The organism is uncultured Blautia sp. (assembly GCF_902497045.1).
In the GTDB taxonomy this organism is placed as follows: Bacteria; Bacillota; Clostridia; order Lachnospirales; family Lachnospiraceae; genus Blautia_A.
In genome coordinates this window covers 1-6708 of sequence record NZ_CABVDF010000158.1, presented here as the reverse complement: position 1 = coordinate 6708, position 6708 = coordinate 1, and the positions used below count along the sequence as shown (strand labels likewise).

Sequence of the window (6708 nt, the reverse complement as noted above, 5' to 3'; positions counted from 1 at the left end):
GCGTCCTATATTCTGGAGCATGATAACCCCATTCAGGATGGGGAAACCATAGACGGCGTGGCGGATAGCCAGATGTGCCGGGAGGTCCAGTGGAAGTGCCAGTATGAGGACTCCCTGATCCAGCCGCCCAGAGGGGTGCTGGACATCAACATGGGAAACTATGCTTCGGGAGGACGCTGAATGAATGGCGTTGTGCTCCTGGCAGGCGGACTTCTGCTTGTGGCGGTGATCAAGCTGATTATAGATCGAAATTGGATCGGCCTGCTTCTCTGTGCTGTCGCCCTGCTTCTGGTCTTTGGGGCTGGACACCATACAAAATAGGCCATTTTAAGAATCGAGGAGGTGAAGTATGCAGAATTCAACAAATATGCGGATACTGGAATTACTCCGGTTTCTCTATGAGAGGACCGATGAAAACCATCCCGCCACAGTATCTGACATCATTGCCCATCTGAATGGAAAAGGAATTCAGGCAGTGCGGCAGACTGTTTACGCAGATACCAATGCGCTGATCGATGCAGGGATTGATATTGTGGTGGTCAAGAGTACCCAAAACCAATATTTTATGGGAAGCCGACCGTTTGAGTATCCTGAACTGAAAATGCTGACAGACGCAGTAGCATCCTCGAAGATCATTTCTGCCAAGAAATCCGAGGAACTGGTACAGAAATTATGCCGTCTGACCAGCACACATCAGGCAGAACAGCTTCAAAAATTTGCTGCTTTATCCAGCCGTGTCAAACCGCATAATGAAAAGGTTTACTATATCATTGATAATATCCAAACAGCGATTGGAAACCATCAGCAAATTCGGTTCCAATACTATGAATATACTCAGGAAAAAAAGAAAATCTTAAAGCACGATGGATATTATTATGTCGTAAATCCCTATGCGCTTGAATGGAAAAATGACCATTACTATTTGATTGGATTTTCTCTGAAGCATCAGAAGATTGCTCACTTCCGTGTAGATCGGCTAACAAGTGTAGAAAATCTTGAAACTTGCTTTATGCCGATAGAGGGATTTGATGTAGCCTCCTATACAAATAAAATGGTTGATATGTTTACATCGGAGTCATCGAAGGAAGTAACCCTTCTATGTGAAAACGAATTGATGAGAGTAATCATAGATCATTATGGAGAAGATGCTGCTGTTGATAGGTATGATGATACACACTTCACAGCCAAAATTGAAGTGAACCCCAGTGGAACTTTTTATGGCTGGATATTCAAATTCAAAGGGAAAATAAAAATTCTCTCTCCCAAAGAGTGCATTACGGAAATGCAGCAAATCGCTCAGGAATTTATATAGCGCAAAAGAGGTGTTATTGATTTTTAACACCTCTTTTCAAATGAAATTTTTATCCTTGAAGTGAACAGATGTTCGATATACAATATAAGCAAGATGTTCGCAGTTCGTCGAACAAATGAGAGGTGAATGCTGTGGGCAATATAACTTTTGGATCATTTATAGCCGAGAAACGCAAGGCGCACAAATTCAATTTACGCGATACAGCCAAGCATTTGAATATTGCTTACGGCTATCTGTGTGATATTGAACAAAGCCGCCGTCCTGCACCCAATGGAGATTTTGTGGAACGCATCTCCGCCTTTCTGAATTTGGATAAATCAGAATATGAGTTGCTTTTGGATCTGGCTGCAAAATCACGCAATACAGTATCTGCTGATTTGCCAGACTATATCATGGAAAAAGATATTGTTCGGGCAGCCTTGCGTGTGGCAAAAGAAGTAGACGCTACCGATGAAGAATGGCAGACATTTATGAAAATGCTAAAGGAGCGTAAACGATAGGGGGGATAGCTTTGTCAATTCCACAAATCCGTACAGAAGCAATCGAGGCGGTAGGGCGAAAAATCCTGATGGAATATGATCCCTCTCTGCTATCCGGGCAACCATGTTCTGTGCCAATCGAAACCATTATCGAGACAAAGTTTGATCTAATCCTGGAGTTTCATACACTAAGAAAAAACCCCAAGATATTAGGGGAAACAATTTTCGATGATGGTGCCGTTGTTTTATATGACCAGATACAGAGACAGTATCGAATGATTGCAGTAAGAGCTGGTACAATCTTAATTGATGAACGGCTTTGTGATCCATCAAAATTAGGGCGGCTCCGTTTTACCTGTGCCCATGAGCTGGCTCATTGGGTACTACATAAGAAGTTGTACTCTGGTACTGGAGATGTTGCTGCTTATAACGGAAATGTTTCTTCCGACGAAAGTCATGGCATAATTGAGCGTCAGGCGGATACTCTGGCCTCTGCTCTGCTAATGCCTTTACCGCAGATCAAAAAATGTTTTTACCGGCTTAGAATAGGCCGGACAGATGAACAGCTCATTGCTGAAATGGCAAATATTTTTGAGGTTTCCAAGCAAGCAATGCAGATTCGTCTAAAATCCAGAAACCTGATATAACCAAATGGGGGAATAGAGAGAGGCACTGCCCTCTCTCACGCTCCTCTGCTATGCTATTTTGTACCTAATATGTTCGCAATATTGCGAACAAGGAGGGATGTTCTATGAGAAAAGAAAGCACAACAATCCAAAAATGTAACAGCAGGCTAACAGCTTTGGGGCTTAACAGCGACGCTGCGTTTCATAGAAGTAAGCTGATTCTAAAGATTTACCGTGATGTAGTCTGGGTTCTGAGTGAACGGGCAGAAGAATTACAAGAAACTGCTTGGATTATGGGAGAACAAGATATAGAGTCTGGCCTCTGCTATCTTGAAAATTTTGCACCAGATATTGAACTGCAAGCCTTTGAAGAAAAAGTTTGCTGCCTTGTTCAAAATCAAATGTTGGTCAATATTATTGACCGTGCACTCCTTCGTCTGAAACGGTATCCGGATCGAGGAGAACTTTACTATGAAATTTTGACTAAGCAATTTATCTATCGGTTCAACAGTACAGAGAAAGAATTGCTGGAAGAACTAAATATAGAGCGCAGTGTCTTTTATGACCGAAAACGAGAAGCCATCTATTTATTTTCTGTTTGCTTGTTTGGATATTCTATTCCAGAAGTCCTGGAGGAGCTGCCCCGACTAAATCCCGACTAAATCCCGACTAAATCCCGACAAATCCCCGACCTAATCCCTACTCCCTTCCGACTTCCGACCTGCTATACTTGTTATAGTGGCAGGAATGCGCTAAATTGAATACTTTTCTACATAAGGCCCGGCATTAACCGGGCTTTTTTCATTCCTGCTGCAATATGGCGGCAGGAACATGGCTGGAGGTGAAAACACTTCCGGCCTTTTTCTTTGCCCGGTATTAGGAGGCCGGTATGCGCTGGGAGGCGTACATAGCAAAATATCCATGACACCGTTCAAATTCGCTGACTACCAAGAATTTGAACGGAGGAAAGGATATGACGAGAGTATTCATTTGGAAAAATAACAGCCCACAGGAATGGGAGGAAATCAGTTTTTCAGCGTTCAGTAAGGCACGCCGCAATGGTTGCTTTACTGGGCGCTTTTTTGTTGAAACAGTCAAAATGTTCCGTGATGAAGATGACCGCATTATCATGGAATGTTCTCGCAAAGATTTTGAAAAATACCAACAGGAGGACCGCCACAGCCGCTATCTCCAGGAACATGAGAAAAGTCGCTCTATATTCCCGGCTTCTCATGTGGGAGATCGTGACGGCACAGAGGAAGGTTATCAGGATACAGATTTGTTTGTGGATGAATCTGTTGATACTGCGGAACAAGCTATTCAGAATTTACTTCTTGAGGATTTACACCAAGCTCTATTGAAACTGAGTCCAGCAGAACGAGATTTTATATTGTCCTATTATGAAATGAAAATACCAAATGCAACTTGTTTAGCCCAACGATATGGTATTACTCGGCAAGCCGCAGATAAGCGATTGAAAAAAATTGAAGAAAAAATAAAAAAGTTGGTTGCGATTTTCTAAAAAAGTGGCAGTAGCAAGTGAGAGGGAAATCCTTTCACTTGCACCTTGACAACCTCATATACGAATCATTAAGTTTGATCCTCTTTGGGCGTAATAGCCGCTACATCAGCGGTATATTTTCTGAGAGCTGCCACTCGCATAACAGGCCAACCCATTTTTGCTGTATAGATGAGTTTTCGGTTTATCAGAAATATATCAGGCTGGAATACATCGGATGGCATCCGGTCATGGCATAACAAGGAGGAAAGCTCTCTTACAGCCATAGTCCGAGCGTGATAATAACCGTCGCAGGCCATGGGTAAGACCAAACGAAGTGGAGGTGAAACTCCTGAGAAGCAGGCCAGCCACCTGCGGCTTAATGATTACCCAAGTCCCTGGGGTGTCGTGGACAAGTAAGGGATAAAACAGGCGCTAAATTGAAGGAGACTCTGTAATTTGCAGAGCCTCCTTCTTACATAATCAAATCTCAAAACATAGGAGGATGAACATGAAAGAAGATTGGATTTATAAGCGTGGGGATTTATATTATGCCAATTTGAATCCTTATTTTGGATCAGAGCAAGGCGGCACCCGTCCTGTCCTGGTTCTTCAAAACAATGTGGGGAATTTTTTCTGCCCCACTTTGATCGTAGCTCCGCTCACCAGTAAATGGATTAAGAAAAAGGAGCTGCCCACACACTATGCACTGGAGAGCGTTCCAGAGCTTGGACTGAAATCTGTTGTTCTGCTGGAGCAAATTAAAACGATTGATAAAAGGCGTGTTTTATCGTACATTGGGCGCGTATCTCGCGAAGAAATGAGAGCGATTGATGATGCTCTGCAAGTTAGTTTAGATATTCATATTCCGGAGGAAATGGAGGCTCCGTAAGGCCACTTACCGGATAAAGGAGGCGTTTTTATGTTTGAAGCAAGAATTGCGGAATTGAACCGCTTTAATGAACAAAATCCTGTCAGCTATGACAAAAGAACCTATACGGTCGATGAGATTCAGGACATTCTGGGTATCAGTCGTCCCACAGCATATAATCTGGTAAAACAAGGTGTATTCCACAGCGTCAGAGTCGGCGGTCATATCCGCATTTCCAAAAAGAGCTTTGATGACTGGCTGGATCACACAGATGAATGATTTGTCAAGGATGCCGATCTCCAAATCGACATCCTTAACTTTTTTTCTGCTTTCTCTTACAATGAGGCCATAGCAAGAAAAACTTTATAGAGGAGGCAAAAGCCATGCAGAAACAAAGAGTAAAGACCAGTATGTCTGTACCAGAGATGGGCAAAATGCTTGGGCTTGGTAAAGTAGAATCCTACTGGTTGGTTAAAAAGAACTATTTCAAAACAATTCAAGTGGCCGGACGAATGAGAGTTATGCTGGATAGCTTTGAAGATTGGTATGCCGGCCAGTTCCACTATAAAAAAGTGGATGGTACACCGCCCGGAGAGAAATGGAGGCATACTACGATGTCAGTTCCGGAAATGGCGGATCTTTTGGGGCTGAAATCTGGCACAGCTTATGACCTTGTTAAAAGGGGCTATTTTGAGACGACCTTGATTGATCGAAGAATTCGTATCATTACCAGCAGTTTTGAAGCCTGGTATCAAAAGCAAACTCATTATGTGAAAATCTCAGAAAGGAGCAATGAAAATGGCATCTATCGTGAAGCGTAAAAGCAAATATTCTGTGGTGTATGATTACACAGATGAAAACGGAAAACGCAGACAGCGTTGGGAAACCTTCAGCACAAATGCAGAAGCAAAAAAACGAAAAAAGCAAATTGAGTATGAGCAGGACTCTGGAACCTTCTTTATTCCTACGGCAAAGACCCTGAACGATCTGCTCGATGAATATATGTCCATCTATGGTGTAAATACCTGGGCAATGTCAACATATGAAAGCCGCCGTGGTCTGGCGAGAAACTACATAACTCCTATTATCGGAGATATGTTACTATCCGACATCACTCCAAGGATGATGGATAAGTATTACCGCGATCTGCTCTCTGTGAAAACGGTAAGCGTCAACAACCGCAAACCCACAAGCGAATATCTGACCCCGCATACAGTAAGAGAAATTCACAAGCTACTTCGCAGTGCCTTTAATCAGGCGGTGCGTTGGGAACTAATCAGCCGTAACCCTGTCCTGAATGCGACACTTCCCAAAGAAGAACATAAAGAACGGGATATATGGACTGCCGAAACGCTGAGCAAGGCTATGGAAGTCTGTGATGATCCTATCCTCTCCCTTGCCTTAAATCTGGCGTTCTCCTGCTCTTTACGCATTGGTGAAATGCTGGGCCTTACCTGGGACTGCATTGATATTGCACCACAGAGCATAGAAAATGGTTCAGCTTATATATTCGTCAACAAAGAGCTGCAACGGGTTACACGAGGTGCATTGGACGATTTGAGCGACAAAGGTGTTATTAAGAAGTTTCCACCTTGCATAGCCAGTACCCATACTGCTCTGGTCCTGAAAGAGCCTAAAACCAAAACCAGTATTCGCCGCGTGTACCTGCCGAAAACAGTTGCCTATATGCTGGTAGAGAGAAAAAAAGAAATTGATGAGCTGATGGATCTGTTTGGAGATGAATACATCGACAATAACCTGGTCTTTTGCTCCAGCAATGGCCGTCCGATGGAAAGTCAGGTGATTAACCGTGCTTTCAATAAACTTATCAAAGAAAACGGACTGCCTCATGTTGTGTTCCATTCTCTCCGCCACTCCAGCATCACCTACAAGCTGAAACTCAATGGCGGCGATATGAAATC

The 6708-nt window shown here is 43.2% G+C and carries 11 protein-coding genes; all 11 read left to right on the top strand.

The window, feature by feature from the left end:
- Window positions 1-180, top strand: a 180-nt coding sequence (locus tag RDS42_RS10870) for a DUF4261 domain-containing protein (protein ID WP_195634340.1), incomplete at its 5' end; no start/stop codon positions are given.
- Complete coding sequence (locus RDS42_RS10865; RefSeq protein ID WP_007862354.1) at window positions 181-321, top strand: hypothetical protein; 141 nt, start codon at window positions 181-183, stop codon at window positions 319-321.
- A 28-nt stretch (window positions 322-349) separates the two neighbouring features.
- Window positions 350-1312 (top strand): WYL domain-containing protein, encoded by a 963-nt coding sequence (locus RDS42_RS10860; protein ID WP_308783684.1) that lies wholly within the window; start codon window positions 350-352, stop codon window positions 1310-1312.
- Window positions 1313-1443: 131 nt separating this feature from the next.
- Window positions 1444-1812, top strand: coding sequence for a helix-turn-helix domain-containing protein (locus RDS42_RS10855; protein ID WP_003524836.1), 369 nt, complete (start codon window positions 1444-1446; stop codon window positions 1810-1812).
- A gap of 11 nt (window positions 1813-1823) precedes the next feature.
- The gene (locus tag RDS42_RS10850) at window positions 1824-2438 is read left to right on the top strand and encodes an ImmA/IrrE family metallo-endopeptidase (RefSeq protein WP_024739395.1); all 615 of its coding nucleotides are present in this window, start codon (window positions 1824-1826) and stop codon (window positions 2436-2438) included.
- A 104-nt stretch (window positions 2439-2542) separates the two neighbouring features.
- On the top strand, window positions 2543-3079 hold the full coding sequence (locus RDS42_RS10845; protein WP_002592913.1) for a hypothetical protein: 537 nt from the start codon (window positions 2543-2545) through the stop codon (window positions 3077-3079).
- A gap of 311 nt (window positions 3080-3390) precedes the next feature.
- A complete protein-coding gene (locus RDS42_RS10840) occupies window positions 3391-3939 on the top strand; it encodes a sigma-70 family RNA polymerase sigma factor (RefSeq protein ID WP_006059623.1) in 549 nt (182 codons plus the stop codon).
- Between the two features lie 487 nt (window positions 3940-4426).
- Window positions 4427-4807: a type II toxin-antitoxin system PemK/MazF family toxin gene (locus RDS42_RS10835; protein WP_002569115.1), complete on the top strand. Its 381-nt coding sequence runs from the start codon at window positions 4427-4429 to the stop codon at window positions 4805-4807.
- Window positions 4808-4837: 30 nt separating this feature from the next.
- Entirely contained in the window at window positions 4838-5065 is a 228-nt protein-coding gene (locus RDS42_RS10830; protein ID WP_002589006.1) for a helix-turn-helix domain-containing protein, read from the top strand.
- A 104-nt stretch (window positions 5066-5169) separates the two neighbouring features.
- The gene (locus tag RDS42_RS10825) at window positions 5170-5607 is read left to right on the top strand and encodes a helix-turn-helix domain-containing protein (protein ID WP_002569113.1); all 438 of its coding nucleotides are present in this window, start codon (window positions 5170-5172) and stop codon (window positions 5605-5607) included.
- Window positions 5585-6708: tyrosine-type recombinase/integrase (locus RDS42_RS10820; protein WP_308783683.1), on the top strand; the 1124-nt coding region annotated here is incomplete at its 3' end. The genes RDS42_RS10825 and RDS42_RS10820, both read left to right, overlap by 23 nt.

What these genes read in the sequence shown, in the direction of transcription:
- RDS42_RS10865 (WP_007862354.1), top strand. Translation starts at nt 181, where the DNA reads ATGAATGGCGTTGTGCTCCTGGCAGGCGGACTTCTGCTTGTGGCGGTG.
- RDS42_RS10860 (WP_308783684.1), top strand. Translation starts at nt 350, where the DNA reads ATGCAGAATTCAACAAATATGCGGATACTGGAATTACTCCGGTTTCTC.
- RDS42_RS10845 (WP_002592913.1), top strand. Translation starts at nt 2,543, where the DNA reads ATGAGAAAAGAAAGCACAACAATCCAAAAATGTAACAGCAGGCTAACA.
- RDS42_RS10840 (WP_006059623.1), top strand. Translation starts at nt 3,391, where the DNA reads ATGACGAGAGTATTCATTTGGAAAAATAACAGCCCACAGGAATGGGAG.
- RDS42_RS10835 (WP_002569115.1), top strand. Translation starts at nt 4,427, where the DNA reads ATGAAAGAAGATTGGATTTATAAGCGTGGGGATTTATATTATGCCAAT.
- RDS42_RS10830 (WP_002589006.1), top strand. Translation starts at nt 4,838, where the DNA reads ATGTTTGAAGCAAGAATTGCGGAATTGAACCGCTTTAATGAACAAAAT.
- RDS42_RS10825 (WP_002569113.1), top strand. Translation starts at nt 5,170, where the DNA reads ATGCAGAAACAAAGAGTAAAGACCAGTATGTCTGTACCAGAGATGGGC.